We start from the raw sequence: 26,653 nt of genomic DNA, 5'->3' as shown, positions 1-26,653 counted from the left end.
GAGCCGACCCATGAAGCGCATCCATGTCATCGATTCCCACACCGGCGGCGAACCCACGCGCCTGGTGATGGACGGCTTTCCCGAACCCGCCGGCCGCACCCTGGCCGAGCAGCGCGACAGCCTGCGCGAGCACCATGACCACTGGCGCCGCGCCTGCCTGCTGGAGCCGCGCGGCAACGACGTGCTGGTGGGCGCGCTGTACCGCCCGCCGGTGACGCCGGGCGCCACCTGCGGGGTGATCTTCTTCAACAACGCCGGCTACCTCGGCATGTGCGGCCACGGCACCCTCGGCCTGGTGGCGTCCCTCCGGCACCTGGGGCTGATGGCCCCCGGCGAGCACCGCATCGACACCCCGGTGGGCACCGTCAGCGCCACCCTCCACGAGGACGGCCGCGTCACCCTCGGCAACGTGCCGGCCTACCGCCATCGCCGGCAGGTACCGGTGGAGGTGCCCGGCCATGGCGTGGTCCACGGCGACATCGCCTGGGGCGGCAACTGGTTCTTCCTGGTCAACGACCACGGCCAGCGCCTGGAGCTGGACAACGTCGAGGCCCTGACCGCCTACACCTGGGCGATGTTGCGGGCCCTGGAGGCCCAGGGCATCCACGGCGAGGGCGGGGCGCTGATCGACCATGTCGAGCTGTTCGCCGCCGACGCCGAGGCCGACAGCCGCAACTTCGTCATGTGCCCCGGCAAGGCCTACGACCGTTCCCCCTGCGGTACCGGCACCAGCGCCAAGCTGGCCTGCCTGGCAGCGGACGGCAAGCTCGCCCCCGGCCAGCGCTGGGTGCAGGCCAGCATCACCGGCAGCCGCTTCGAGGGGCACTACGAGTGGGAGGGCGAGCGCATCCGCCCCTTCATCACCGGGCGTGCCCACCTCACCGCCGACTGCACCCTGCTCATCGACGAGCAGGACCCCTTCGCCTGGGGCATCTGAGCCCCGTTTTCCCGAACCCTGAATCCCTGCTCAAGGAGCGACAGCATGAACATCGATATCTTCCGTGGCTGCATCCCCGCCCTCATGACCCCCTGCACCGACGCACGCCAGCCGGACTACGACGCCCTGGTGGCCAAGGGCCGCGAACTGGTCCAGGCCGGCATGAGCGGCGTGGTCTACTGCGGCTCAATGGGCGACTGGCCCCTGCTCAGCGAGGCCCAGCGCCAGGAAGGCGTGGCGCGCCTGGTGAAGGCCGGCGTGCCCACCATCGTCGGCACCGGCGCGGTGAGCACTCGCGAGGCGGTGGCCCACGCGGCCCATGCCGCCAAGGTCGGCGCCCAGGGGCTGATGGTGATCCCGCGGCTGCTGTCCCGCGCGGCCTCGCCGGCGGCGCAGAAGGCGCATTTCACTGCCGTGCTGCAGGCCGCGCCGGAGCTGCCGTCGGTGATCTACAACAGCCCGTACTACAGCTTCTCCACCCGCGCCGACCTGTTCTTCGAACTGCGCGGGCAGCACCGCAACCTGATCGGCTTCAAGGAATTCGGCGGTGCCGACGCCATGCGTTACGCCGCCGAGCACATCACCTCGCGGGATGACGAGGTGATCCTCATGGCCGGCGTCGACACCCAGGTGTTCCACGGCTACGTCAACTGCAACGCCACCGGCACCATCACCGGCATCGGCAACGTGCTGCCCCGCGAGGTGCTGCTGCTGGTCTCGCTGAGCCGCCAGGCCGCCCAGGGCGATGCCCGCGCACGCCGCCAGGCCCTGGAGCTGAGCGCCGCCCTGGACGTGCTCTCGTCCTTCGACGAGGGCTGCGACCTGGTGCTGTTCTACAAGTACCTGATGGTGCTCAACGGCGACCGCGAGTACCGCCTGCACTTCAACGAGAGCGACGCCCTCAGCGACTCCCAGCGCCGCTACGCCGAGCAGCAGTACGGCCTGTTCCGCCAGTGGTACGCCAACTGGACCGCCGAGCAGAACCTCGCCTGAACCCGACCGCCCCGCCGCCCGTGGGCGGTGGGGCCCACCCGCCATCCAGGATGCCCCATGACCCTCACAGGCAAGATGCTGATCGGCGGCGCAGCGGTGCCCGGCACCCGCGACGCCCTCCACGCCATTGACCCGGCCACCGGCCAACACCTGCAACCCGCCTACCCGGGCGCCAGCCGCCAGCAGGTGGAACAGGCCTGCAGCCTGGCCTGGGCCGCCTTCGACCCGTACCGGGACACCGCACCGGCCGCCCGGGCGGCCTTCCTCGACGCCATCGCCGATGCCATCGAATCCCTGGGCGAGGCGCTGATCGAGCGCGCCATGGCCGAGACGGGCCTGTCCCAGGCGCGCCTGCAGGGCGAGCGCGGCCGCACCTGCCTGCAACTGCGCACCTTCGCCCGCACCCTGCGCGCGGGTGAGTGGCTGGACGTGCGCATCGACCGCGCGCAACCCCAGCGCCAACCCCTGCCACGGCCCGACCTGCGCCAGCGCCAGGTGCCCCTGGGGCCGGTGGCGGTGTTCGGTGCCAGCAACTTCCCCCTGGCCTTCTCCGTGGCCGGCGGCGACACCGCCTCGGCCCTGGCCGCCGGCTGCCCGGTGGTGGTGAAGGCCCATGGTGCCCACCCCGGCACCAGCGAGTTGGTGGGGCAAGCGGTGGCCCGCGCGGTCGGGCGCTGCGGCATGCCCGAAGGCGTGTTCTCGCTGCTGTTCGGCGCCGGCCGGGAAGTGGGCCTTGGCCTGGTGACGGACCCGCGCATCAAGGCGGTCGGTTTCACCGGCTCGCGCAGTGGTGGCCTTGCCCTGTGCCAGGCGGCCCAGGCGCGGCCGGAGCCGATCCCGGTCTATGCGGAGATGAGTTCGATCAACCCGGTGCTGCTGTTTCCCGCCGCCTTGCAGGCCCGTGGCGAGGCCCTGGCGCAGGGCTTCATCGCCTCGCTGACCCTGGGCGCCGGGCAGTTCTGCACCAACCCGGGCCTGCTGCTCGCCCCTCGCGGGGCGGCGCTGGATGCCTTCCTCGCCCACGCCGCCGAGCAGCTGCGCCCGTGCAAGGCCCAGGTGATGCTCACCCCCGGCATCCACCAGGCCTACGCGGCCGGGGTCGCGGCCCTGGCCCGCCACCCGCAGGTGCGCCGGGTCGCCAGCGGCGAACCCGGGGACGGGCCGAACCGCTGCCAGGCGCAGCTGTTCGTCACCGACGCCGAGGCCTTCCTCGCCGACCCGCAGTTGCACGGCGAGGTCTTCGGCGCGGCGGCGCTGGTGGTGCAATGCGAAGGCGCAGCGCAGGTATCCCGCATCCTCGATGCCCTGGAGGGCCAGCTCACCGCCACCCTGCACTTGGACGATGCCGACCTGGATGCCGCCCACGCGCTGTTGCCGACCCTGGAACGCAAGGCTGGCCGCGTGCTGGTCAACGGCTGGCCGACCGGGGTTGAGGTGTGCGATGCCATGGTCCACGGCGGACCGTTCCCGGCCACCTCGGATGCCCGTTCCACCTCGGTGGGCACCGCCGCCATCCAGCGCTTCCTGCGACCGGTGTGCTACCAGGGCTTCCCCGATGCCTTGCTGCCGGCGGCGCTGCGCGAGGCCAATCCCCTGGGGTTGCGGCGGCTGCTCGACGGCGAGCGGGAGGCCTGAACATGGGCGATCTCCAGCCAGCGGATGTGGATGTCGCGGTGGTCGGCGCCGGTGTCATCGGTGTCGCCTGCGCCCTGCAGCTCGCGCGCCAGGGGCTGCGGGTGCAGGTGTTCGACCCGGACGGCGTGGGGCAGGGCGCCTCCTTCGGCAACGCCGGGCACCTGGCCACCGAGCAGGTGTTCCCGATCGCCGACCTGTCGATCCTCAAGCGCCTGCCGGGCATGCTCCTCGACCCCATGGGCCCGCTGCGCCTGGACTGGACCTACCTGCCACGCGCCACCCCCTGGTTCCTGCGTCTGCTGCTCAACCTGCGGGCAGCGCCCTTCGCCCGCACCGTGGCCGGCCTGCGTGCCCTCAACGAAGCCAGCCTGGGCGCCTGGCGTCGCCTGCTGCAGGCCATCGAGCGGCCCGACCTGCTGCGCGAGGACGGTTCGCTGCTGGTGTACGAGCAGGACGCCTCCCGCGCGGCGCTGCAGGCCCTCCAGGCGCGCATGGCCGGGCAGGGCGTGCCGGTGGCGCTCTGGGGGGCGGAGGCCGTTCACGCGGCGGCGCCCCAGCTCAGCGACGGGATTCGCGGTGGGCTGTTCTTCCCGGCCACCGGGCACTTCATCGACCCGCACCGCGTGGTCGTCGAACTGGCGCAGGCGGCCGAGGCGCTGGGCGTCACCTTCCATCGCCAGCGCGTGCTCGATGGCCACCGGCTGGCAGGGGGCGTCGCCCTGAGGCTGGACGACGGCAGCCTGCGCGCCCGCCAGGTGCTGCTGGCCTGCGGCGCCCACTCCGCGCCGCTCACCGAACGCCTCACCGGCACGCGGGTGCCGCTGGATACCGAACGCGGCTACCACCTGATGCTGCCCCGCGAACAGGGGCGGCTGCCGTTCGCCGTCACCAGCCTCGAGCGGCGGTTCATCATGACGCCCATGGCCGACGGCCTGCGGCTGGCCGGCACCGTGGAGTTCGCCGGGCTGGAAAAGCCGGCGAACATGGCCCGCGCCTGGCAACTGCACCGCCTCAGCCAGGGGCTGTTCCGTGACGAGCTGGACACCGAAGGCGCCAGCCCCTGGATGGGCTTCCGGCCCTCGCTGCCGGACTCGCTGCCGATCATCGACCGGGTGGGCGAGGGCCGCGTCCTGCTCGCCTTCGGCCACCAGCACCTCGGGCTGACCCAGGCTGCCGTCACCGCCGAGTACATCGGCCAATTGGCCCAGGGGCAGGCCTTGGCGGGGCTGGAGGCGTACCGGCTGGGGCGCTTCGGCGGGCCGAGGAAGGGCTGAACCGCGTCACGGAAACCAACGGGTCGTGATTGACGGCAAAGGGCCAAAGGCGTCTGCTACGCCGATTTTCCGGACGCCACCGGGAAGGCCCTGGGCCCTCCCTCAAGGATGAAGACCATGCCCCTGACCGCTTCCCGTACTGCCCGCTGCCTGTCGACGCTGTTGCTGCTGAGCGTGACGCCCGCCACCTGGGCCACCACAGCCGAGCAGGCGGGGACTAACGCCTCGGCGAAGGCCTGGTTCACCCCGCAACGGGTGGCTGGGGACGGCGCCTTCTGCGACGAGGTGCTGAAGGCGGCCAGGGCACACTTCCTCACCCGCAAGCGCTGGGCGGCGTTCGTGCTGCCCGGTATGCAGCGTGTCGAACTGCGTGGCGCCGAGGCCGGCCAGGGGCCGGTCTACTTCGATTTGCTGACCCACCCGGGCTGTGGCGGTGCTTGCGAGCGTTACCAGGTGATCGCCAGCCGCACGCCGGGGCAGGACCGCGAGACGCTGGAGCAGCTGGCAAAAGGGCTGCCCGGCCCGGCCGTCGACGTGGAGCTGTTCAAGGACCGGGACGACCGCTACGTCAGCATCGGCAGCGGCATCGACGGCCAGCCGGACCGGCTGGAGGTCAGCCGCCTCAACGACGACCTGACCTGGACCACCTGCCGGATCAGCACCGGGCCGGATGAGGCGCAGATCGCCCAGAGCATCCCCGCAGCGGTGCGCTCGGCAGTGGAGGCGATGGAGCGGGCTGCGGCGCGGGTCCGGCAGGACGCCGGCTGGATGTGCGGCAGCGCGCGCACCCACGCCCGTTGGGAAACGGCCATGCATGACGCGTTGCAGGCGGTCCATTACCGTCCGTGGGCGGTTTTCGAGCGCGTCGATAACCCCACCGGCACCTACGACCAGGACCTGCAGGGCCTGCAGCGCTGGGCCGACAAGGGTGTGTTCGAGCGCCAGGCCTACGAGGCGTTCGTCCAGCAGATGGAGCGCAGCCAGGCGACTGTCGCCGCCTTCTTCGCCCAGCGTTACGGCCTGGCCAAGGCGCAGGCGGCTGCCCTGTCCCGGCAGGCGCTGCAGAACGCTGTCAGCGAGGGCATCCGCTTCTACCAGTACGCGCCCTACCCGAAGGACGAGGCCGCCCTGCGTGACGCCATCCTTGCCCACCGGCCGATGGCCGAGATCCGCGCGTTGCCGGGCAAGATCGACGACCTGGCGGTGGCCATCGACTACCCCGAGGCCCTGGCCTACCTGATCGAGCAGGGTGCCGACGTCAACCAGGCGAACGCCTTCGGCAAGACGCCGCTGATGTACGCCGCCCAGTACAACCAGGTGCAGAGCGCTCGCACCCTGCTGGACAAGGGGGCCTACCCCAACGCGACCACCCTGATACCCGTGGATGGCTGCAGCTACAGCCTGCGGACCACCAACATGACAGCGCTGCACTACGCCGCGCGCTATGCCGGCCCGGAGCTGGTGAAGCTGCTGCTGGACAGAGGCGCCGAGCCCGCCATCAAGGCCCGTTGGGACGGCGAGCCGGGGCGCACGCCCCTGGATTGGCTGCAGCAGTACACCGCGCCAGGTGCCGCCGAGCGCAACCCGAACATTGCCGACGGGCAGGTGGCCGGGGTGGCGGCGCTGCTGCAACCGTCGTCGGCCCCGGTGTTGCAGGCCCGCGCCCAGCGGCTGGTGCTGGAGGGCGAGAAGGCCTACCAGGCCGGCGACCTGAAGCGCGCGCTGCGAGCGCTCGACCTGGCGATCAACCTGCAGCCTGGTCATGAGCGGGCGCTGGCCGACCTGTCCCTGGTGGCGCTGCGGGACGGGGATTACGGCCTTTCCCTGCAGGCCGGGCAGGCCCTGATCGACGGCAGCCGCGATGCCCGCCTGGTGGCCAATGCCTGGCACAACCAGGCCCTGGCCTGCGAGAGGGCCGGCTCGACCCGCTACAACGACCGGCTCTACTGCAACGCGGGGCCGCTGTACGCCCGCTACCAGGCCTGGCGTGCAGACCCCAGTGCGCAACGCGCGGCCAACCTGGTCGGGCACGCCGTCCCCGAAGGCGGTTATACGGTTGCCTCGCTGGTCTACGACGACGTGCAGCTGGACGTGATCAAGGGCAGCGGGCCGACCTTCGATGGCCGCGAATACCTCTACCTGGCCCACCCGTCACGCATCGTCATCCACACCGAGCGCCTGGGCTGGAAGGCCGCCTCGGACACGCAGGCGCCGCCGGTGGTGGAGGAGGCGAGGGTGCTCGACGGGAGCCAGACCCTCACCGTCCTGCGCTGCGACCAGGGCTGCGACCTGAAAGGGCTGCAGGTGCTGCCCGCGCCCTGAGCCCGCTCCGCCTGGCAAAAAGTTAGAACCTCTCGCCGTCCCGGTCCTCAGACGTTCTAGGCGTCATCGACGCCGGACCCGAATGGACCCACAGACAAGAGAGGACCGTGCAATGGCTCAACATCGAGGTGGCAAAGGCAACTTCGCGGAAGACCCCCAGCGTGCATCCGAGGCCGGCAAGAAAGGCGGGCAGGTGAGCGGGGGCAACTTCCGCAACGACCCGGAACGGGCATCGGCCGCCGGCCGCAAGGGCGGGCAACGCAGCCACGCCCGGCGCACCAGCGAGGACTGAGCGCCACCGGGCCGGCGGCAGTTGCCGCCGGCCCGGTCATCCACCCGCCGCCCAGCGGCCCCATTGCCCAGCCGAGGACACCCCGATGACCGACAAGAAAGGCGCCGGCAGCGATCTCGCCGGTACCGACACCGAAGACCGCCGCAACACCAGCCGCAAGATCAAGCAGCTCGAGGCCTACCGCGAGGACGCCACCGGCGAGGCCCTGACCACCAACACCAGCACCCGCATCGCGGACAACCAGAACAGCCTGCGCGCTGGCGAGCGTGGCCCGTCGCTGCTGGAGGACTTCATCCTGCGGGAGAAGATCACCCACTTCGACCATGAACGCATTCCCGAGCGCATCGTCCATGCCCGGGGCGCGGCCGCCCACGGCTACTTCCAGGTCTACGAATCGCTGGCCGAGTACACCAAGGCGGACTTCCTCAACGACCCGTCCAAGCGCACCCCGGTGTTCGTGCGCTTCTCCACCGTACAGGGGCCGCGCGGCTCCGCCGATACCGTGCGTGACGTGCGCGGCTTCGCGGTGAAGTTCTACACCGACGAGGGCAACTTCGACCTGGTGGGCAACAACATGCCGGTGTTCTTCATCCAGGACGCGATCAAGTTCCCCGACTTCGTCCACGCCGTGAAGCCCGAGCCGCACAACGAGATCCCCACCGGCGCCTCCGCCCACGACACCTTCTGGGACTTCGTCTCGCTGGTGCCGGAGTCGGCGCACATGGTGCTCTGGACCATGTCCGACCGCGCCATCCCGGTGGGCTACCGGGCCATGCAGGGCTTCGGCGTGCACACCTTCCGCCTGGTCAATGCCGATGGCCGTTCGACCCTGGTGAAGTTCCACTGGCGGCCGGTGTCCGGTGTGCGCTCCCTGGTCTGGGACGAGGCGCAGAAGCTGGCCGGCAAGGACCCGGACTTCCACCGGCGCATGCTCTGGGAGGACATCGAGCGCGGTGACTACCCGGAGTGGGAGCTGGGCCTGCAACTGATCCCGGAGGATGAGGAGCACGCCTTCGACTTCGACCTGCTCGACCCCACCAAGCTGGTGCCTGAGGAAATCGTCCCGGTGAAGGTGGTGGGGCGCCTGGTGCTGGACCGCAACCCGGACAACTTCTTCGCCGAGACCGAGCAGGCCGCCTTCCACCCCGGCCACCTGGTGCCCGGCATCGACTTCAGCAACGACCCGCTGTTGCAGGGCCGGCTGTTCTCCTACACCGACACCCAGCTGTCGCGCCTGGGCGGGCCGAACTTCAACGAGCTGCCGATCAACCGGCCGTTGTGTCCGTTCCACAACAACCAGCGCGACGGCATGCACCGGCAGACCATCAACAAGGGGCGTGCCGCCTACGAGCCCAACTCCATCGACGGTGGCTGGCCGAAGGAGACACCGCCGGCCGCGCGCAACGGTGGTTTCAGCAGCTATCACGAGCCGGTTTCCGGCACCAAGCTGCGCAAGCGCGCGGACTCCTTCGGCGATCACTTCTCCCAGGCCCGGCTGTTCTACCGCAGCATGAGCGAGGTGGAGCGCGGGCACATCGTCGCTGCCTACAGCTTCGAGCTGGGCAAGGTGGAGCGCGCGGCCATCCGCGAGCGGCAGGTGAACGAGATCCTCGCCAACATCGACCTTGACCTGGCGCGCCAGGTGGCCGAGAACCTCGGCATCACGCCACCCGGCGGGCCCACCGTGGCGGTGACGGACGGCAGCCTGCAGCAGTCGCCGGCCCTCAGCCAGATGAACCTGCTGCCGGGCAACATCCGCTCCTGCAAGGTGGCCATCCTGCTGGCCGACGGCGCCTGTGGGCGTGACGTGGAAACGCTGAGGGACGCACTGGAGCAGGCCGGGGCGAGCGCCAAGCTGCTGGCCCCCAGCTCGGCCCCGGTGGTGTCCGCCGAGGGCCAGAAGCTGCAGCCGGACGCGACCTTCGCCGGCTTGCCCTCCATCGCCTTCGACGCGGTGTTCGTCCCCGGCGGGGTGGCAGCGGCCAAGGCGTTGAGCCGCAACGGCGAGGCGCTGCACTACCTGCTGGAGGCCTACAAGCACCTCAAGGCCATTGCCCTCTGCGCAGAGGCGGGGGACCTGGCCAGCCAGCTCTACCTGGAGGAGGACGACGGCTTGCTGAGCGGGCCCGATGCCAACGCGGTGCGCCAGGCCTTCTTCGAGGCCATCGCCCGGCACCGGGTCTGGGCCCGCGAGCCCAAGGCCGCCATCATCCCGGCCTGAACCGGCGGGCGCCAGCGGCTCAGCCGCTGGCGTCCAGCTTCACCCGCTGGCGCACGTGGGCGGCGAGGCGGCACTCGTCCAGCAGCGCCCGGGCCTGGGCGATCAGGGCCGATACCCGGGGTTCCTCGTGGCCTTCGCGGAAGTCCGCCAGGGTCAGGTACTGGCCGGGCGTTTCCGCTCCGGCGGGCGAGTCGGCCAGGGTCCAGGCCAGCGGGCTGTCCACCAGGCGCTGCTGGAGCTGTTGGCCAGGCTGGGCCGGGTGGCCGCTGTCGGTGTCCATCCAGCCGAAGTCGGCGATCACCATCAGGCGCTTGACCCGCGCCACCGCCAGGCCGTCGAGCAGTGCGCCGATGGCGATGAAGGCCTGGTCGAAGGCGCCATCGCTGCGCATGGCCCGCTCCGGTGCCAGGGGCACGCCCGGCAGGTAGCAGAGCACCGCATCCATGCCCGCCACGGCCTGGCTCGCTGCCAGGGCGTCGTCCAACGCACCCACCTTGGTGCGCAGACCGGGGCGGCTGTCCAGTGCGTTGAGATCGTCCACCAGGGCCGTCACTTCCCACTGGCGGGACAGGGCCTCCACCAGCAGGGCGCTGCCGAGGCTGCTGCGGGCGCCGAACAGCGCCAGCTTGTAGGTCGGGGTTTCCAGGTTGTGCATGTGGGCCTCGGGCGGCTGCGTCAGGGTTGCTGGTAATGGCCGGGCGTGGTGCCGGGCTCCTTGGCATGGAGGATGGGGGTGACCTGGATGTCGCTGAGGCGCGACGGGTCGTCGATGCCACGCAGGGTCTGCACCTGCAGGCGGGCCTGCTCCGGCGTGAGGTGGGCGTGGGTGGATTCCACCTCCACGGAACCGGGCTGGTTGTCGTGGATGTAGCTCACCAGGAAGCGGTGTCGGCTCATGGTCGTCTCCTCGGTGTGGTTCACCCTCTAGACCACCCGGCCCTTGGAGCGAGTTCAGCTTTCCGGCTGGGCGGCGCGGCGCTGAAAAACCTCAAACCAACTCGCTGCCGCCGCATCAAAGTCTCTGACAGGACCCGTCCGGCCCGTTGGCCGAAGGAGGATGCAATGACCCTGTTGTGTCTGTTGGGTGGCTGCAGCTGGGCCGCCGGAACCGAAGTGACCATGGGCCGCGAGGCGATGCTGTGCCAGGTGTGCAGCCGCTGCGGTGCCTGCCGCTACCTGCCCCTGGCGCCCTGAGGCGATAGCGGGTGAGCGCCTGGGAGCGTGTGCTGGAGACCCTGGCCGAGGAGTTCGCCGACCTGGAGGACCCGGCCCGGGCCACCCGCGTGGTGCTGCGGCTGTTTCTGGCTGCGCTGCTGGGCGGCCTGCTGGGTTTCGAGCGAGAGCAGCACGGCAAGGCCGCCGGGGTGCGGACCCACATGCTGGTGGCGCTGGGGGCGGCGTTGTTCGTCCTGGTACCGCAGATGGCGGGAGCCGAGCACGACGCCATGAGCCGGGTGATCCAGGGGCTGACGGCGGGCATCGGCTTTCTCTGCGCCGGCACCATTCTCAAGCGCGACCGCATGGACGAAGTGAAGGGGCTGACCACCGCCGCCGGCCTCTGGTCCACCACCGCCATCGGCGTCACTGTCGGCCTCGGCTACGAAGCCACCGCCTTGCTGGCCGCCCTGGTGGTGCTGGCCATCCTCAACCTGTTGCCGCACCTGCTGGGCCGCTTCGACCGGCCCCAGCGCTGACCACCTGGATACCCCATGTTCCGTGACTTTCCCTACGCCATCGCCTGGACCGACGCCATGCCCAGCGGCAACGGCTACGTCGGCCTGATCGAGTACCAGCCGAGCCGCGAGGATGCGCAGGTGCAAGTGCTCTGGGTGTACGCCCCCGGCTGCACCTGCGCCCGGGAGGCCGAAGCCGCGGCCGACCACATGCTCCGCGCCATCGGCGAGATCACCCCGGAGGGGCGGGTGATCTACCGCGATGGGGTCAGTCTCTAGCAGGTTGCTGCAGAACAGGCGGGGCGGCGGCGAAGCGCTGCAGCACGTCGAGCAGGTCCTCGCGTTTGTTCCGGGAGATGGCTTCCAGCAACAGGGCGTAGCCCTTCTTCTCGCACTGCTGGCCGACAGTGGGATCGGCACCTTTTTCCAGCAGCAGGGTGAACAACGCCAGGGTGTCCCGCTGGCTGACGGTAGGGGACTGGGCATCGGCAGCGGTCTGCTCGGCCACCAGGGTCAGCAGGCTCTTGCCGATGGGCTGGCCATGGCAGGTGCCACGGCCGTAGCTCAGGTCGAGGTTGGCGCCGGCGGCTATCAGTTGCCTCACGGCCCCTAGATTGTGGGCGGAAAAGGCTCGGTACAGAGCGGTTTCGCCATCGTCCTTGCTGCGCACATCGAGATCTTGCGGGTAACGCAGCAGCCAACCGAAGGCCTGCAGACCACGCGTGTTTCCGGCCATCTGCATCAGGGGCGTCTCGCCTCGGCTGTCCGGCTCGTCGATGCGGACACCGGCCTCGATGAGGAACTTCAAGCGTCCGCCCTGGCTCAGGTCGAGGTTGTCTCTCAGGTCGCGTTGCATGGTCAGGACCGCCAAGGTGCTGCCGTTGTAGAGACCGCTGGTGCGCGCGCCGTGCTCCAGCAGCAGCCGGGCGATGTCCAGATGCGGCGCGTCCAGGGCGTGCAGCAGGGCGCTGCGGCCATCGTCGGCCATGACCTCGCCGCTGATGCCGCTGGCCAGCAGACGCTGCACCTCGGCCAGGTCGCCGGCGTCCACGGCAGCCACCAGCGGCCAGAAACCCTGGCAGGCCAGCGGGTTGGCAGTGGTGATGCCCAGGCGTTCGAGCACCCGGGGCGGAATGCTCATCTGGCGTTTCAGGCGCAGGCCGCAGTACACCCGGTAGGCCTCGACGGCTCGGCCCTGGAGGATGGTGTACTCAGGGCGCTGCTGGTAGATCGCCCAATCCAGGTCCGCCAGGTTGAGGTAGGCAGGCATGCGCCCCGGGTCGCGGCGCAGCACTTCTTCGAGCCAGGGGCGGGCGGTTTGCAGCTGGCCGGCCTCGCTGGCCCAGAAGGCGATGTCGTTGAGCAGGCCTGGGTATTCGCGGCGCTCGGTGGCGATGCTGCGGAAGTCATGAAGGGCGAAGAAGTCTTCCACCTCGCGGATGCCCGGCCGCTTGTCCTTGGTCTTCAGCAGTTGCTGGTGCAGGGCACGGAACTGCTTCCAGGTGTCATCCGGGGACTGGGCCGGCACATAGGCGTTGAGGGTGATCGTTCCATTGGCGCTGGTGAAGGGGCGGAACCAGGGTGGAAACTTCTGCAAGGCCTGCAACCACTGCTGCGCGATTGCCTCGCTGATGGGCTGCAGCGGGGTGAAGTCCATCCGGTCCATGTCGCGGCGGTGGCTGATGGCCAGCAGCGGGTTCTGCGGATCGCGCTGGTCGACCAGCAGGTAGCGCTGGCTGAGCTGCCAGTCCGAGGGGGCCGAACAGTCGAAGCTCAGCGACGTGAGGCTGAGGCCGGTGTCCAGGGTGTTGCTCGCTGGCCAGCGCTCGCTGACCCGGATGGGAAAATCCGAGGGCTCGCAGGCGCGCAGTTCCTCGGGGCTGAACAGGGCAATGGGCGGCGACTTGTAGACCCGCTGCTGGTACGCCAGGTCCTGGTAGGCATTGAGGTAGAACAACCCGCGATGCTGGCTCAGGACGATACGCGCCGGCACCTGCGCCAGGCCCGGCAGGCGGAATGGCTTGATCTCCAGGGTGGCCGTTTCCGGACGGTCGAGCACGAACTTGCGGGCCATACCCGACCATTTGATCCCGGCCATGTCGATGTCGAAGGCCAGGGCCACGGGAGCGCCTGCCAGCAGGGCCAGCGCAAGGCCAAGCCCACGGATGCCGATGCGCCGGGCAGTGGCGCCAGAGAATAGGTTCAACGTTGCAGTCCCTTGCCGATGGAAAGGTCGGCAATGTAATGCAATCGGCGTTGTTGTACCGGGTGTTTGTCTCAGGGGCGGAACTGGAGTAGCGACGCCGCCGACGGGGAGTCAGCGGCGGGCTCGGGAGGGGGGGGGCGAGGGTGTTACGGGCAGCGTTTATAAAGCACGACGTCCGCTCTGAAGTTGCCTTCCAAGGGGGCTGGGACACCTGTATCGACCGTGTCGGCGAACAGAGTGAGGTAATTGGCTTGCACATGAGGGTGTGCGTTGACCTGCAGCCTCCCTTGTTGATCAGTGGAACGGATGCGAACCCCAAGGATGTAGGGCACCTCCGCTTCGACTGCATCGGAGATGTCACGTGCACCATTGTGGTTCTGGTAAGACACCAGGCGAACCGGTAAATCCGGTGAGAAACCATCGACCAAAGGTTGAAGTATGTCGATCTTGGCCTGGTAGTTATCGCCCTCGATGATGGCGCCGTTTTGCAAAGCGTCGCGGATCTTTTCGAACAGTTGTTGTGCCGGCATGGGAAAGACTCCTGTCAGTATCCGTAGCGTGGAAATTACCGCCCCCGGATTCTAGGCACAGAAATGAATGCTGGCGAAGTGCCGCTCCTGAGCGTTTTTCATGATGGTTCGTGCGTTCCATGGGGGCTTGTGAATCCAGCTTAAGCGTCTGGCTTCGAACCGTCCTCCAGCAGCATCGGCCCGCTGCCGAACTCGGCCAGGGCGTCGCCGGGGTTGCGCAGGGGGCAGGTTTCCATGCTCAGGCAGCCACAGCCGATGCAGCCGTTGAGCTGGTCGCGCAGGGCGGTGAGGCGCTGGATGCGCTGGTCCAGCTCGTGGCGCCAGCGTTCGGAGAGGGCATGCCAGTCGGCGGCGGTGGGGGTGCGGCCTTCGGGCAGGGCGGCCAGGGCTTCGGCCATTTCCGCCAGGGGCACGCCCAGGCGTTGCGCGACCTTGATGATCGCCACCCGGCGCAGCACATCGCGGGCGTAGCGGCGCTGGTTGCCGGCGTTGCGGGTGCTGCGGATCAGCCCCTTGGCTTCGTAGAAATGCAGGGTGGAAACCGGTACGCCGCTGCGTTCGGCGACCTGGCCGACGGTGAGGGGCTTGTGGATGTTGGTGGGTGTGACGGCGGGCATCGTGCTGGGCTCTTGACCTCAAGTTAAGTTGAGGTTTTACCCTCGGCGCCGTTCATGCACAAGATCGGTCCGCAGAGGAGTCGGGACATGCAGTACGCAGAGGAAATCCACACCGCCATCCGATTCGCCTTCGATCCCGAGCGCCGCCAGGCGCTGCTGGAGGGGCTGGCACCACGTCTGGCCGCTTGCCTGGCGTCGCACCAGGGGTTGCTGGAAAGCTCCCTGGAGGTCGGCACCGACGGCGACTGGCTGGTCCAGCGCAGCCGCTGGCGCTCGCCGCAGGCCGCTCACCAGGCTTTGGGAGACGGCTCCTGCGGTGCGCAACTGCTGGGCGAGGCCATCTGGCGCTACGGGGCCCGCTCGGTGTGGTTCGAGTAGGGCACACCGGACGTCAGAGCAGGAACATGCCCTTGGCGAGGAACAGGATGGCGAGCATCTGCAGCAGCACGCTGCGGTGGATCAGGCGGGAGCGGGCGGGCGTCATGCGGCCGCTGCGCATCAGCAGGACCACCAGCAGGAAGTGCCCGAGGATGCTCAGCGCCAGGCTGATCTTCAGCACCAGCAGGGTGCCGAAGTGGCTGGCGAAGGGCGCCGCCAGCACCGCGCGGTAGTGCCAGGCGAGGCCCAGCCCGGCGCCGTAGAGTGCCAGCACCACCCAGTGCATCACCTGCCGGGCGCGCTTGCCGAGGGCCTGGGACAGGCGGCTGCGGGCGTCTTCGTCCAGCACCGGTGTGGCGCGGCTGAGGATCATCACCTCGAAGAACACCCCGCCGATGAAGAACGCCGCAGCGGTGATGTGCACGAACTTGAGCAGCAGGTAGGTCATGGCGGGTCCTCGGGCGGCAGGGTGGGCGGATCATGACGGCTCGCCAGGGCAGTGCCATGACCCGCGTCAACGCGCCTGCCGGGGGCCGCCGCCGTAGCGCGCCAGCGCACCGGCCGCCAGGTCCAGGCTGGTGCACAGGACGAAGTAGAGCAGGGCGACGAAGAGGAAGATCTCCGTGGGGTGCACCATCACCCGGTTGCTCACCTGGGTGGCCACGAACGACAGCTCGCCGACGCCGATGACATAGGCCAGGGAGGTGTCCTTGATCAGCGAGACCCACTGGTTGAGGAATGACGGCAGCATGATCGGCAGGGCCTGGGGCAGGATCACCCAGCGCAGCACCTGCCAGGGGCGCATGCCCAGGGCGCGCGCCGCGTGCCATTGGCCCTCCGGCAGGCTGAGGATGCCGGCGCTGACCGAGTGGGCCAGGTAGGCCCCGCCGATCAGCGAGAGGGCGCAGACCACCGTGGCCAGGGCGGGCACGTCCACGTGGAAGACGATGGGCAGCAGGAAGTAGGTCCAGAACACCAGCATCAGCACCGGGATCGCCCGGAAGAAGCCCAGCACGCCCACCAGCAGCAGGCGCCAGCGGCCCTTCGACAGGGCCAGTGCGATGCCCAGCACCAGGCCGATCAGCGCCGACGCCAGGGCCGAGCACAGGGCCAGCACCAGCGTCAGTGCGGCGCCGCCCAGCGGGCCCTCGGGCCAGGGGCCCAGCAGCAGGTAGTCGAGGTTGTCGAGGATGACCGAGACGTCCATCAGGCGGCTCCCTGGCGGTAGCGCCGGCTGTGCTGCACCACCTGGCCGAGGGCTTCCATCAGCGCGATGGTGCCGATGTACAGCAGGGTGGCGAGGCCGAAGGCCTGGAAGGTCTTGAAGGTTTCCGTCTCGACCTGGCGCGAGGCGTAGGACAGCTCGGCCAGGCCGATGGCCATGGTCAGCGAGGAGTTCTTCAGCGCGTTCATGTACTGCCCCAGCAGCGGGGCGAAGGCCGTGCGCAGCGCCTGGGGCAGCAGCACCACGCGCCACACCTGGCCAGGTGTCATGCCCAGTGCCAGGCCGGCCTCGCGCTGCTGCGGGCGCACCGAGGCGATGCCGGCGCGGAACTCCTCGGCGACGAAGGCCGTGGTGTAGAGCGTCAGGCCCCAGGCCCCGGCGAGGAACTCGAACGACGGCCAGGCCAGCACCAGCGGCCCGATGGCCAATTCGTGCGGGCTGTTGAGCCAGAACACCAGTGCTTCCGGCAACAGCGCCGGCACGCCGAAGTACCAGAAGAACAGCTGCACCAGCAGGGGCGTATTGCGAAAGGCGGTCAGGAAGGCCTGCGCCGGCCACGACCCGTAGCGCGAGGGCGCCAGGCGGGCGATGGCCAGGGGCGCGCCGAGCAGGGTGGCCAGCAGGCAGCACAGGGCGGAAAGGCCGAGGGTCAGCAGGAAGCCGTCCAGCAGCCACTGCAGGTAAAGCGGGGCGAGGAGGTCGCCGAACATGGTTGGATTTCCGGAGCAGAGGCATCAACGACTGCGCCCCACCGAAGCGGGGCGCAGGGAGAGAGGGCGATCAGCTCTTGTCGCCGATCCGGTAGAGGCGAGCCAGGGGCGTCGGCGTGCTCGGGCCGAACCAGGCGTCGTAGATCTTCTGGGCGTCGCCGCTGTTTTCCAGCTCGCGCAGCGACTGGTCGACGAACTCGGTCAGGGCTGCCTCGCCCTTGGGAATGCCGACGCCGATCAGGTCGTTGGAGATGGTGAAGGGCGGCACCTCGTACTTGTCCTTGTCCGGCACGTTGGCCAGCAGACCGATCAGCTTGGGCCCATCCTGGGTGATGGCCTGCACCTGGCCGTTGCGCAGGGCGGTGAAGGCGAAGGGGGTGTCGTCGTAGGCGATAACCTTGGCGCCGGGGAACTTCTCCCGCAGGACGCCTTCGTTGACCGTGCCCTTGTCCACGCCCACGCGCCATTTGTTCAGTTGCTCCGGCTCGGTCAGGGTGCCCTTGCGCACGATGAACTGCTGGCCGGAGGCGAAGTACGGAATGCTGAAGTTCACCTGCTGGGCCCGCTCGGGGGTGATGGTGAAGTTGGCCAGCACCAGGTCCACCTTGTTGGCGGTCAGCAGCGGAATGCGGTTGGCCGGGTTGGTGGGCAGCAGCTCCAGCTTCACGCCCAGCTTGCCGGCCAGGGCCTTGGCGTAGTCGACGTCGAGGCCGGCCAGTTGCTTGGTCTGCGGGTCGACGAAGCCGAAGGGCGGGTTGCTGTCGAAGGCGGCGACCCGGAGGACGCCGGCCTTGCGGATGTCTTCGAGGCGGTCGGCATGGGCCAGGCCGGACAGTACGGCCAGGGCAAGGGCGGTAACGGCAGTGAGTTTCTTCATGAAATGACAGCTCCTGGATGGGCCCTGTCGATTCGCAGGGCACCGTATGCGGGGATGGCGGGCGCCCTGGGTGAGGGCGCCCGCCGCTGCCGGAGGGTGGCTCCAGGCGAAGCGCAGTGTGTCAGGGGCGGGCAGGGGCTGAAAAAGAATGAATCGGTCTATTTAATAGCTGAATGGAATAAATAGAGCTTGATTGAGTTCGAATAGGAATTTGAGAGGCGGCTGCTCATTCGAGCGGATAGCGCCGGAACAGCGCGCTGTCGTTGAGCGCGCGCGCCTCGCGGCTCCAGCCTGGGTAGTCCGCCGGGTCGATCAGGTCCGCTGCCACATGCTGGATGAAGGCCCAGGCGACCGCGCTGCTGATCGCCGCCTGGTCGAGGGTGTCCACCTCGGCGCGGGCGCTGGCCTCCAGCCCGGCACAGGCAGCACGCAGCTGCAGGCTCACGCGCTCCAGCCAGGGGCCATGCTGCTTGGCTTCCGGCCGCAAGCGGCGTTCATACACCACCTGCACGGCCTTTTCGCAGGCCACCAGCGCCAGCCCTGTCCGGGCCAGGACACGGTGCCGATCCTTGGGCGGAAGCAGCGGGCGCGACGCCTGTGCCTCGAAGTGATCGAGGATCAGGTTCGAGTCCATCAGCACCGTGCCATCGTCCAGCACCAGGGTCGGTGCCTTCACCACCGGATTGATCCGGGCGAAGGCCTCGAAGTCGCTGAATACCGACAGCGGATGGTGATCGAAGGGGACGCCGTAGCAATCGAGGCTGATGGCGACGCGGCGTACATAGGGCGAGTCGAGCATGCCGTAGAGCTTCATGGGGGATCTCCTGTTGCGTAGTGCTGCTTACGCTAAAGCGTGAAAGGTACGAATAAAATCGCTATTTTCTCGGCTTTTCCGTTAGGTGCGCTTACATGTCCGACCTTCCACCCTTGCCGGCGCTGCGCAGCTTCGAAGCCGTGGCCCGGCTCGGCAGCGTGACCCGCGCAGCCCGCGAACTGCACGTCACCCACTCGGCCGTCAGCCAGCAATTGCGCCAATTGGAGGATGCCCTCGGCGTCGCACTGCTGGTGCGCGAAGGGCGGGGCCTCCGGGTCAGCGAGGCCGGGCGCCTGTATGCCTTGCAGATCCGCCGCACCCTGGTGGAGATGGCCGAGGCGACCCGCCGCGTGAAGGCGCCGCCCCAGGCCGGGACCGTCACGGTCGCCGTGCTGCCGTCGTTCGGCCGGGCCTGGCTGGTGCCGCGCCTGCCGGACTTCCAGCGGCGTCACCCCGGCATCCACCTGCGCTTGCTGGCATCCCTGGAGGTGGTCCACCTCGGCGACAGCGCGGCGGACCTGGGCATCCGCATGGGCGATGGCCAGTGGGACGGCGTGGAGGCGCGCCTGCTGCTGCACGACGAGTGGGTGCCGGTGGCCGCGCCCTTCTTCAATGGCGGGCTATTGCCCCAGGAGCCCGACGCGATCGTCGCGGGCGCCTCGCTGTTCTGCAGCGAATCCTGGCAGGCCTGGTGCCAGCAGGCCGGGGTGGCACCGCCCGCCCGCAGCGGCCTGGAGTGCAACGACTCCAACCTGGTGCTGGAGGCGGCGCGGCTGGGGCAGGGCGTTGCGCTCGAACGACGCAGCCTGGTGCAGGACGCCATCGTCCGGGGCGAACTGGTCCAGCTCGGCAGCGTAACGGCGCCTTATCCCTTCCCCTACTGGCTGGTGTGGCCCCGGCAACGCCCCTTGTCGGCGCTGGCGCAGGCCTTCGTCACCTGGCTGCAGGCGCAGGCGGTCGACGGGGCGGCTTGACGCCTGCCGTTGGTCCATCCGGCTGGAAATGGCCCTGCGATGCGGGAATAATGCCGCCCCCTTTTTATTAGGAGAATCAAATGGTTATCCATTTCCTGAGCGGAGAGGGCCAGGGTGCCTGCGGCCGCAGCGATGCCAACCTGAACGCCTCCAACCAGCCGGCCGAGGTCACCTGCAAGACCTGTCGCCGGACCAACGCCTTCACCCAGGCTGAACAGGGCGCCGCGCCCCAGGCCACAGCCGCCCAGGCGCGTGTCACGCCGCCGCGCAGCGAGCCTGTTGCCCGCAAGAGCCCCCAGCAGGCCGCCACCCAGGGCAGCGCCTGGCAGAGCTGGCAGGCCCGCCTGAGCCAGACCCCCGGCAAGCAGCGCCTGCCGCGCTCCCGCCACCGCGCCCAGGCATTCGTCTAGCATGTTCACCCGTCCCAGCCTCATTCGTGTTGAGGGTGGGGACACCGGTGACTCTGCGATGAAAAGGAGCGCTCCACCCGTCGCAGCCCAGGCAGCGACGGGGTCCCCAAACTAAAGATTGGCTTTACCTGAGAGGGATTTTTGCTCTTACTGAGCGCTGCGCCGGGCACTGCCTGGGCCGGCGCGGATGCCGGTTTTAGAGCGGTTTCGCCCACGTCCTGCGGGCGCGGCGCACAGTACGGAACGGCGGAAACATGGACATGTTGCACAACAATAACGAGCGGCTCATCCGCCTGCGGGACATCGACAAGCGTTACCACCACGCCGGCCAGGAGCTGAGCATCCTGCGCGGTGTCTCCCTTGAGGTGGCGCGTGGCGAGAGCTGCGCCATCCTCGGCAGCTCCGGGTCGGGCAAGAGCACCCTGCTCAACGTCCTCGGCCTGCTCGACCGGCCCAGCGCCGGCGACTACCACCTGGCCGGGCAGGACGTGCTGCGGGCCACGCCGGATCAGCTGGCGGCCCTGCGCAATCGCCTGATCGGCTTCGTCTTCCAGAGTTTCAACCTGCTGCCGCGCCTGAGCGCGCTGGACAACGTGGCGCTGCCCCTGGGCTACCGAGGCGTGCCCCTGGGCGAGTCCCGCGAGCGGGCGCGGGCGGTGCTGGAGCAGGTCGGCCTGGCGCAGCGCTCGGCCCATCGCCCGGCCGACCTGTCCGGCGGCCAGCGGCAGCGGGTGGCCATCGCCCGGGCGCTGGTGGGCGAGCCCTCGCTGATCCTGGCCGACGAGCCCACCGGCAACCTGGATACGGCCACCGCCGAGGACATCATGGCGCTGTTGCTCGCGCTCAACCGCGACCAGGGCGTGACCCTGGTGATCGTCACCCACGACCCCGGCATCGCCGAGCGCCTGGACCGCCAGGTGCGGGTGGTGCAGGGCCGCGTCAGCGAGGCGTTGCCGGCATGAGCGCCCACACCGGGTTCGCCTCGCCCTCCCTGGGCCAGTTGCTGCACGAGGCCATCGGCAGCCTGCGCAACCTGGGGCGGCGTTCCCTGCTGGCGCTGCTGGGCATCGTCATGGGCAGTTGCTCGGTGATCGCGCTGCTCAACATCGGCAGCAACGCGGCCGACCAGGCCATGAGCGTGTTCAAGGAGATGGGCACCGAGACGGTGGTGGTGCAACTGCCCTCCGGTGCGAGGGGGCAGGACGGACTGCCGCTGCGCCTCGACGTGGAGGCCTTGCGCCAAGCCGTGCCCGAGGTCGCCACCGCCAGCCCGGTGGTGCTCTACAGCGCGCCGGTGGTGTTCCACGGGCGCAGCACCAACCTCGCGCTGGTGGGGGCCGGCGATGCGCTGGCGGATACCGCCGGGCTGCGCCTGGCGGAAGGGCGCACTCTGTCCGCCTTCGACCGGCGCGAAGCCTTCGTGGTGGTCGGCAGTCGCGCCGCCCAGGTGCTGGGGGAGCCGGATGACCCGCTGCGGGTCGGCGACTGGCTGCGCATCGGCCACTACCAGTTCCAGGTGATCGGCCGGCTGCGGGCCCAGGGGGAGGGCGGGATCATCCCCTTCACAAGCAACGATTCGCTGTTCCTCACCGAAAGCGGGATGGCCCGGGTGAATGCCGACCCGCGCCTCGGTGCACTGCTGGCCCGGGTGGCGCCCGGCCAGGCCGTTGCGCCAGTGGGCGAGCGGGTAGCGGCCTGGGTCAACGACCGCATCGCCGGGGAGGAGAAAGGCGCCCTGCAGGTGGCCGAGCAGATGATCGAGGCCATGCAGCAACAGACCCGTACCTTTACCTACCTGCTGGGCGGGCTGGGGGCGATCTCCCTGGCTGGCGGCGGGGTGGGGGTCATGAATGTGATGCTGATGAACGTCAGCGAGCGCCGCCGGGAGATCGGGGTACGCGTGGCCCTGGGGGCGCGGCAGCGGGWCATCCGCAACCTGTTCCTGTTGGAAGCGGTGACGCTGACCGCTGCCGGTGCGCTGTCCGGTGCACTGCTGGGCATCGCCGCCGCCTGGGGTTACGCCTGGCTATCCGGCTGGGCCTTCAGCCTGGCGGCCTCGGCGCTGCCGCTGGGGATGGGCAGCACGCTGCTGGTGGGGCTGTTCTTCGGCCTCTATCCGGCGGTGTCCGCTTCGCGCCTGCAGCCGGTCGAGGCCCTGCGCGATGCGTAAGGCCCTGCTGGCGTCGCTCCTGGCCATGGCGTTGCCTGCCTTGGGAGCGCCATGGAGCGAGCGGCTCTCGCCCTCCGCACCGAGCATGGCGGGGGAGAGCCGCAGCGTACTGCTGAGCGAGCAGGAGGCCGACCTCAGCCTGCTGGATGCCGTGGCCCTGGGCCTGCGCAACAACCGCAGCATCCAGAGCAGCTACCTGCGGCGCATCGCGCAGAAGTTCGACCTGCGGGTGGCGGAGGATGCCTTCTCGCCCAAGCTCTACATCAGTGGCACCTACCGGGCCAACCGCAACCACCAGGACCGCTACCGCGACGGGCGCATCGGGCCCACCGCCGTGGTGCTCGGCGAGTACGGTACCCAGGTCGCCCTGAGCTGGAGCCATGGCTACAACGAGGCCGACGTGGCCGGTCGGCGGCGCAACGATGGCGTCGACCTGACGCTTATCCAGCCGCTGCTGCGCAACGCCGGGCGCGAGGTGAACCGGGCGCCGGTGCGCATCGCCCAGCTCGCCGAGCAGGCCAATCGACTGGCGCTGAAGTCCAGCGTCTCGCAGACCATCACCGCCATCATCAGCGCCTACCGCAACCTGCTGCGGGCCCAGGAGCAGCTGCGTATCGCCCGTGCCGCGCTGGAGCGCACCCGCGAGCTGGTCAAGGTCAACCGTTCGATGATCGAGGCCGGGCGCATGGCCGAATTCGAGATCGTGCAGACCGAAGCCGACCTGGCCACCCAGGAGCTGGGCGTGGAGGAGGCCGCCAACCAGGTGGACACCTCGCGCCTGGAGCTGTTGCGCCTGCTGGCCCTGGACCTGTCCTCGCGTGTCCGCGCCAGCGACGAGCTGGGGGCCGAGCCGATGGAGGTGAACCGCGAACAGGCCTTGCGCCTGGCCGAGCAGCAGCAGCCGGATTACCTGCGCCAGCTGATCGCCCAGGAGCAGGCCGACCTCAACCTGGTGATCGCCGAGAACCAACGCTTGTGGGATGTGTCACTGGAGGTGGGGGGCAGCCAGCGCCAGGATCGCTACAGCTACCCCACCGCCAGCGGCTCCGACCGCTCCTGGGACAGCTACGCCGGCATCCGTGTGGACATCCCCATCGGCGACCTGTCGCGGCGCCAGGCGGAGGTGCAGGCGCGGGTCAACGTCGAGGACCAGGCCCTGCAGGTGGCCGATGCGCGGCAACTGCTGGAGCGCAACGTCACCGACGTGGTGCGCGACGTGGGCACCCGCTGGCGCCAGCTGGAGATCGCCAACCGCGCCCTGGCCCTGTCCCAGCGCAAACTGGAGATCGAGCGGGAGAAGCTGGCCGCCGGGCGATCCAGCAACTTCCAGGTGCTCAGTTTCGAGAATGACCTGCGCAATGCGGAAAATGCCCGCCTCAGCGCGATGCTGGCCTACCTGGAGGCGCAGACGCGCCTGGACCTGACCCTGGGCCTCACACTCGACCGATGGGACATTTCGCTCAATGACTACTGACCGTCGCGCCCTCATCCGCCGTGGGCTGTTCCTGATCCTGCCGCTGCTGCTGGTGGCCGGCCTGGCCTGGGGCCTGCGTGACGCCCCGGCGCGGGAGCCGGCAGGGCGCCAATGGGTAACGGTGCAGCCCGAGCCGCTGGAGCAGAGCGTGGGCCTGGTGGGGCGCATCGAGGCCGAGCGTACCTGGGTGCTGACTGCGCCCTTCGCCGGGCGGGTGGCCGAGCTGCCCGTGGCGCTCGGACAGCGGGTGAAGAGCGGCCAGTTGCTGCTGCGCATGGACACCGGCGAGACCGAGGTGCAGCAGCGTGAAGCCCTGGCCAGCCTGCTGCGTGCCCGGCGCACCCTGCAGGAGCTGGAGGACTGGGACAGCGGCGAGGAGATGACCCGCGCCCGGCGCACCCTGCGCAGTGCCGAACTGGCCCTGGCCAGCAGCGAGAAGAAGCTGGCCCAGACCCGCGCCTTGTATGAGCGCGGCATCATCCCGCGCAACGAGCTGGAAGACCTGGAACAGCAGGCCCGCCTCCAGCGCCTCGACCGTGAGGCCGCCGAGCGCGACCTGGCCCGCTCGCGCAACCGGGGCAGCGGTGAGTACCTGCAGATCGCCCGGATGGAGCTGACCAACGCCGAAGCGCGCCACAGGGCCCAGCAGGCCTTGCTGGAAGCCCGGGAAGTACGCGCACCCTTCGCCGGCATCCTGGTCGCGCCGCCGGGCAGCGGCACCCCCGAGGACGCCACCCGAGGTCCGGTCCAAGCCGGTGCCACGGTGACCCAGGGAGCGCCGTTGTTCGGCGTGGCCGGTATCGAGCGGCTGCGCATCGTCGCGCGGGTCTCGGAGCTGGACGTGAACCAGTTGCGGGAAGGCTTGCCGGTGCGGGTGGAGGGCGACGGCTTCGAGGGCGAGGCGCTGCAGGGCACGGTCAGCGTGGTCGGTGGGCAGGCCCTGGCGGGAAACGGGCAGGGCGGGGCCCAGTTCGAGGTGGTGGTGGCCGTCGCCGATCTCGACGAGGATCAACTGGCACGCGTGCGCCTGGGTATGAGTGCGCGCTTGTCGATCCAGGTCTACAGCAACCCGTCGGCCCTGGTGCTACCGCCCCGTGCCCTGCGCAACGAGGACGGGCGCTGGTGGGTGGACTACCGCGCCACCCCCGAGGCCGCCGTGCATCGCCTGCAGGTGCGCCCTGGGCGGGCCACCCGCGGCGGCATCGAAGTCTTCGACCTGCAACCCGGCCAGGTGGCGCTGGACGGCTGAGCCACAGCTGTCCGTAGCTGCCCGTAGCTGCCCGTAGCTGCCCGTAGCCCGGGCTTCAGCCCGGGACAGAGCGCCGCCCCTCCAACGTTCGGCTCGAACCGCAGCCTGTATCGCACCCCCTGCAGCTCGGCAGACGAGAAAGATCGCCCAATAAAGGCGGCATAAGCCCACTTTTACCTTCCTGTTCCCGCCCGTCTCGCTGCCAATCCCCTCTCGACGCATTGCCAATCCGCCGTCGGTGTCCATCTTCCAACCACCCGTTCGTGCGCCATTCTGGTGCGGTGTCCCCAATGGAAACACGCCCCCAGCCCAGACCTGACGGGGCGGTCAGCGCGTGCTCGGGAGAAAGTGTGTAGGAAGTTCCCGTCCGCACCGCTTCGCTGGGGCGCTCTAGGTCGAGGGGGACCCATCTTTTGCTAGGTATGAATCGCAGTTCACCAACCTAATCTCAGTTCTGGCGCAACGACCTGGCAATGCCCCACACGAGTTGGGGTGTAACGCCTACGGAAAGACGCCAACAGCAACGAACCCTGGCGAATCGGTAACCACGATCGCTACGCATTGGAACGCAGCAGGGAGGTGGCAACGGATGCTCCACGTCTTCGCCCACTTGGGCCACGCACCTATCACCCGCCGGGAATCTGCCGCCCGGCTCTTTCGCGACGAAGCTTGGCCAACTGCCGGCTTCGTCGTGCTCGCACCGCCTGCGAGGCGGTATCGGCAGCACCCTGTCCAGGGCCTCGGGGCCCGGATCAATCGACAGCAGTGAACGATGGCCGCCCGACTCCGGGCGGCACGGTCAGCGCCTCGCCGGGGCGTGTGAAGGACGACAAGCGCAGCCAGGGATCGCTGCATTCTCGAGAGCCGACCTTTGCATTCACCGACGGGCCTGTGGAGCCTGGAGCGGGCAGTGTGCCGCCGTGATGGACCCGAATACCCAGCCAGCAGCTGCGGGTCGACCACGGAAGGGTTCGCACCAGGTTTGAAAAGCGGTCATGGGATCAACAGGAAGGTCTGAGTGGTTCATTCCCAGGTGACCAAAACAACCATGCTTTGCTTATCAACCAAGGAACGAAAAACAATGAAAATGTCCAAAATCTCCGTTGCTACCGCTGCCCTGGCCCTCTGCATGGGCGCTTCCTCTGCCATGGCAGTGACCATCACCCCGACCAACACGCCGTTCTCCGCCAAGGGCATTTCGGTGGTGAAACCGAAGTTTCTTAACCCGGTCACCTGCAACGTGGAATTCATCGGCACCACCAACAACAACAACACCGCCACCATCACCGCGGTGAACATCACTGGAGGTGGTGCCTGCGCTGTGGCTGGTACTTCCGGGCTGCCCTGGACCCTGACCGCCACCAGCACCACCACCGGCACCGTCAGCGGCGTCAAGTTCACTGTGGCTGGCGTGAATTGCAGTTCCTCGCCGGTGACCGTGAGCGGTGCCTGGAGCAACGCCACCAACACCCTGACCCTGACTCCGAACCAGCAGGTCGGTAACTGCACCATCCAGAGCCTGTCGGTAAGCCCGAACCCGGCCTTCACCGTCCTGCCCTGATGGCACCGGCCCTTCCCCAGGTGGGAAGGGCCGTTTCCAGCGATCCAACCCCCATAACAATTGCGCGTACCCCGTACGCCCCGAGGCGATGCCCCGAACGAACGCCGGCCG

At 69.1% G+C, this 26,653-nt stretch carries 28 protein-coding genes; 18 read left to right on the top strand and 10 right to left on the bottom strand.

All coding sequences use genetic code 11. The features are described from left to right. Window positions 1–10: 10 nt before the first annotated feature. The 7 genes from SZ55_RS09520 to katE all read left to right on the top strand — a co-directional run bounded on the left by SZ55_RS09520 (window position 11) and on the right by katE (window position 9,674). The gene (locus tag SZ55_RS09520; RefSeq protein WP_044404716.1) at window positions 11–937 is read left to right on the top strand and encodes a 4-hydroxyproline epimerase; all 927 of its coding nucleotides are present in this window, start codon (window positions 11–13) and stop codon (window positions 935–937) included. 45 nt (window positions 938–982) lie between these two features. Continuing rightward, window positions 983–1,930 (top strand): dihydrodipicolinate synthase family protein, encoded by a 948-nt coding sequence (locus tag SZ55_RS09515; RefSeq protein WP_044404712.1) that lies wholly within the window; start codon window positions 983–985, stop codon window positions 1,928–1,930. Between the two features lie 57 nt (window positions 1,931–1,987). Then, window positions 1,988–3,565: an aldehyde dehydrogenase (NADP(+)) gene (locus tag SZ55_RS09510; protein ID WP_044404709.1), complete on the top strand. Its 1,578-nt coding sequence runs from the start codon at window positions 1,988–1,990 to the stop codon at window positions 3,563–3,565. Between the two features lie 2 nt (window positions 3,566–3,567). Further along, complete coding sequence (locus tag SZ55_RS09505) at window positions 3,568–4,839, top strand: NAD(P)/FAD-dependent oxidoreductase (protein ID WP_044404706.1); 1,272 nt, start codon at window positions 3,568–3,570, stop codon at window positions 4,837–4,839. 117 nt (window positions 4,840–4,956) lie between these two features. Beyond that, the gene (locus tag SZ55_RS27085; RefSeq protein WP_052807569.1) at window positions 4,957–7,161 is read left to right on the top strand and encodes an ankyrin repeat domain-containing protein; all 2,205 of its coding nucleotides are present in this window, start codon (window positions 4,957–4,959) and stop codon (window positions 7,159–7,161) included. Window positions 7,162–7,273: 112 nt separating this feature from the next. Beyond that, window positions 7,274–7,453 (top strand): general stress protein, encoded by a 180-nt coding sequence (locus SZ55_RS09495; protein ID WP_044404703.1) that lies wholly within the window; start codon window positions 7,274–7,276, stop codon window positions 7,451–7,453. Between the two features lie 85 nt (window positions 7,454–7,538). Next, window positions 7,539–9,674, top strand: a complete 2,136-nt coding sequence (gene katE / locus SZ55_RS09490) for a catalase HPII (protein WP_044404700.1) — start codon at window positions 7,539–7,541, stop codon at window positions 9,672–9,674. A 19-nt stretch (window positions 9,675–9,693) separates the two neighbouring features. Here the strand turns inward: katE and SZ55_RS09485 are convergent, their stop codons facing one another. Then, window positions 9,694–10,329 carry an NAD(P)-dependent oxidoreductase gene (locus SZ55_RS09485; RefSeq protein WP_044404697.1) on the bottom strand — a complete coding sequence of 212 codons (636 nt, stop codon included), beginning with the start codon at window positions 10,327–10,329 and terminating at the stop codon, window positions 9,694–9,696. 20 nt (window positions 10,330–10,349) lie between these two features. Then, a complete protein-coding gene (locus SZ55_RS09480) occupies window positions 10,350–10,571 on the bottom strand; it encodes a hypothetical protein (RefSeq protein ID WP_044404694.1) in 222 nt (73 codons plus the stop codon). A 165-nt stretch (window positions 10,572–10,736) separates the two neighbouring features. Between SZ55_RS09480 and SZ55_RS28790 the strand changes: the two genes are divergently transcribed. From SZ55_RS28790 to SZ55_RS09470, 3 genes are read left to right on the top strand one after another with little or no spacing between them, the layout of a single operon-like run. Next, window positions 10,737–10,868, top strand: coding sequence for a PSPA7_2676 family Cys-rich small protein (locus tag SZ55_RS28790; protein WP_152644462.1), 132 nt, complete (start codon window positions 10,737–10,739; stop codon window positions 10,866–10,868). 11 nt (window positions 10,869–10,879) lie between these two features. Beyond that, the gene (locus SZ55_RS09475; protein WP_044404691.1) at window positions 10,880–11,368 is read left to right on the top strand and encodes an MgtC/SapB family protein; all 489 of its coding nucleotides are present in this window, start codon (window positions 10,880–10,882) and stop codon (window positions 11,366–11,368) included. A gap of 15 nt (window positions 11,369–11,383) precedes the next feature. Beyond that, on the top strand, window positions 11,384–11,626 hold the full coding sequence (locus SZ55_RS09470; RefSeq protein WP_044404688.1) for a hypothetical protein: 243 nt from the start codon (window positions 11,384–11,386) through the stop codon (window positions 11,624–11,626). On the opposite strand, the gene SZ55_RS09465 is transcribed toward SZ55_RS09470, so the two are convergent. From SZ55_RS09465 to soxR, 3 genes are all read right to left on the bottom strand, one after another. Continuing rightward, window positions 11,616–13,553, bottom strand: coding sequence for an ankyrin repeat domain-containing protein (locus tag SZ55_RS09465; protein ID WP_044404685.1), 1,938 nt, complete (start codon window positions 13,551–13,553; stop codon window positions 11,616–11,618). The genes SZ55_RS09470 and SZ55_RS09465 overlap by 11 nt on opposite strands. A 146-nt stretch (window positions 13,554–13,699) precedes the next feature. Further along, window positions 13,700–14,083, bottom strand: a complete 384-nt coding sequence (locus SZ55_RS09460) for a hypothetical protein (protein ID WP_044404682.1) — start codon at window positions 14,081–14,083, stop codon at window positions 13,700–13,702. Window positions 14,084–14,223: 140 nt separating this feature from the next. Then, window positions 14,224–14,700, bottom strand: coding sequence for a redox-sensitive transcriptional activator SoxR (soxR, locus tag SZ55_RS09455; protein ID WP_044404679.1), 477 nt, complete (start codon window positions 14,698–14,700; stop codon window positions 14,224–14,226). 87 nt (window positions 14,701–14,787) lie between these two features. Between soxR and SZ55_RS09450 the strand changes: the two genes are divergently transcribed. Beyond that, window positions 14,788–15,078, top strand: a complete 291-nt coding sequence (locus SZ55_RS09450) for a hypothetical protein (protein WP_044404676.1) — start codon at window positions 14,788–14,790, stop codon at window positions 15,076–15,078. A 13-nt stretch (window positions 15,079–15,091) separates the two neighbouring features. Here the strand turns inward: SZ55_RS09450 and SZ55_RS09445 are convergent, their stop codons facing one another. The 5 genes from SZ55_RS09445 to SZ55_RS09425 all read right to left on the bottom strand — a co-directional run bounded on the left by SZ55_RS09445 (window position 15,092) and on the right by SZ55_RS09425 (window position 18,704). Continuing rightward, on the bottom strand, window positions 15,092–15,526 hold the full coding sequence (locus tag SZ55_RS09445) for a CopD family copper resistance protein (RefSeq protein WP_044404673.1): 435 nt from the start codon (window positions 15,524–15,526) through the stop codon (window positions 15,092–15,094). A gap of 66 nt (window positions 15,527–15,592) precedes the next feature. Then, entirely contained in the window at window positions 15,593–16,285 is a 693-nt protein-coding gene (locus SZ55_RS09440; RefSeq protein ID WP_044404670.1) for an amino acid ABC transporter permease, read from the bottom strand. Then, window positions 16,285–17,013, bottom strand: a complete 729-nt coding sequence (locus SZ55_RS09435; protein WP_044404667.1) for an amino acid ABC transporter permease — start codon at window positions 17,011–17,013, stop codon at window positions 16,285–16,287. Before SZ55_RS09435 ends, SZ55_RS09440 begins: the two co-directional genes overlap by 1 nt. 70 nt (window positions 17,014–17,083) lie before the next feature. Then, a complete protein-coding gene (locus SZ55_RS09430; RefSeq protein WP_044404664.1) occupies window positions 17,084–17,890 on the bottom strand; it encodes an ABC transporter substrate-binding protein in 807 nt (268 codons plus the stop codon). 226 nt (window positions 17,891–18,116) lie between these two features. Next, window positions 18,117–18,704 carry a glutathione S-transferase gene (locus tag SZ55_RS09425; protein ID WP_044404662.1) on the bottom strand — a complete coding sequence of 196 codons (588 nt, stop codon included), beginning with the start codon at window positions 18,702–18,704 and terminating at the stop codon, window positions 18,117–18,119. 95 nt (window positions 18,705–18,799) lie between these two features. Between SZ55_RS09425 and SZ55_RS09420 the strand changes: the two genes are divergently transcribed. From SZ55_RS09420 to praB, 7 genes are all read left to right on the top strand, one after another. Further along, window positions 18,800–19,678, top strand: a complete 879-nt coding sequence (locus tag SZ55_RS09420) for a LysR substrate-binding domain-containing protein (RefSeq protein WP_044404660.1) — start codon at window positions 18,800–18,802, stop codon at window positions 19,676–19,678. Window positions 19,679–19,758: 80 nt separating this feature from the next. Beyond that, complete coding sequence (locus SZ55_RS09415) at window positions 19,759–20,088, top strand: hypothetical protein (RefSeq protein ID WP_044404657.1); 330 nt, start codon at window positions 19,759–19,761, stop codon at window positions 20,086–20,088. A gap of 260 nt (window positions 20,089–20,348) precedes the next feature. Further along, the gene (locus SZ55_RS09410; protein ID WP_044404834.1) at window positions 20,349–21,050 is read left to right on the top strand and encodes an ABC transporter ATP-binding protein; all 702 of its coding nucleotides are present in this window, start codon (window positions 20,349–20,351) and stop codon (window positions 21,048–21,050) included. Next, a complete protein-coding gene (locus SZ55_RS09405; RefSeq protein WP_044404654.1) occupies window positions 21,047–22,258 on the top strand; it encodes an ABC transporter permease in 1,212 nt (403 codons plus the stop codon). The genes SZ55_RS09410 and SZ55_RS09405 overlap by 4 nt, the downstream gene beginning before the upstream one ends. After that, window positions 22,251–23,732, top strand: coding sequence for a TolC family protein (locus SZ55_RS09400; RefSeq protein WP_044404651.1), 1,482 nt, complete (start codon window positions 22,251–22,253; stop codon window positions 23,730–23,732). Before SZ55_RS09405 ends, SZ55_RS09400 begins: the two co-directional genes overlap by 8 nt. Next, window positions 23,722–24,981, top strand: a complete 1,260-nt coding sequence (locus SZ55_RS09395) for an efflux RND transporter periplasmic adaptor subunit (protein WP_044404649.1) — start codon at window positions 23,722–23,724, stop codon at window positions 24,979–24,981. The genes SZ55_RS09400 and SZ55_RS09395 overlap by 11 nt, the downstream gene beginning before the upstream one ends. A 1,081-nt stretch (window positions 24,982–26,062) precedes the next feature. Further along, on the top strand, window positions 26,063–26,542 hold the full coding sequence (gene praB / locus SZ55_RS09390) for an alkane oxidation protein activator PraB (RefSeq protein ID WP_044404645.1): 480 nt from the start codon (window positions 26,063–26,065) through the stop codon (window positions 26,540–26,542). Window positions 26,543–26,653 lie beyond the last annotated feature (111 nt).

Origin of the sequence: Pseudomonas sp. FeS53a, from assembly GCF_000931385.1 — a bacterium.
Taxonomy (GTDB): Bacteria; Pseudomonadota; Gammaproteobacteria; order Pseudomonadales; family Pseudomonadaceae; genus Metapseudomonas; species Metapseudomonas otitidis.
This window is presented reverse-complemented; position numbering and strand designations above follow the sequence as displayed.